The organism is Shewanella sp. NKUCC06_TVS (genome assembly GCF_019345515.1).
Taxonomy (GTDB): Bacteria; Pseudomonadota; Gammaproteobacteria; order Enterobacterales; family Shewanellaceae; genus Shewanella; species Shewanella oncorhynchi.
Genome location: NZ_JAHKQX010000058.1, coordinates 1 through 223 on the forward strand (window position 1 = coordinate 1; position 223 = coordinate 223).

Genomic DNA, 223 nt, shown 5'->3' on the forward strand with positions numbered 1-223 from the left:
GACCGCCTTTTTGTTGCACCTGTACCATCCGCTCACCGGCACTTTGCAGCGTCTCACTAAACGCATAGAGTTTGTGCTGGTCTTCTTCAATACAGCGGCTTTGCATCGAGCGCACAATAAACCGTTGTTGTGTGTCGGTTTTAAAGCGCAGGTATTCGATGATATCGGCTTCACGGTCACAAACCGAAATCACCTTCTGCATCTGTGGTCCCAAGCGAGTCGC

General features: G+C 50.7%; 1 pseudogene. It reads right to left on the reverse strand.

Annotation, left to right across the window (positions count from 1 at the left end):
- Positions 1-223: pseudogene (locus KO531_RS22610) on the reverse strand (IS4 family transposase); the annotation flags it as partial.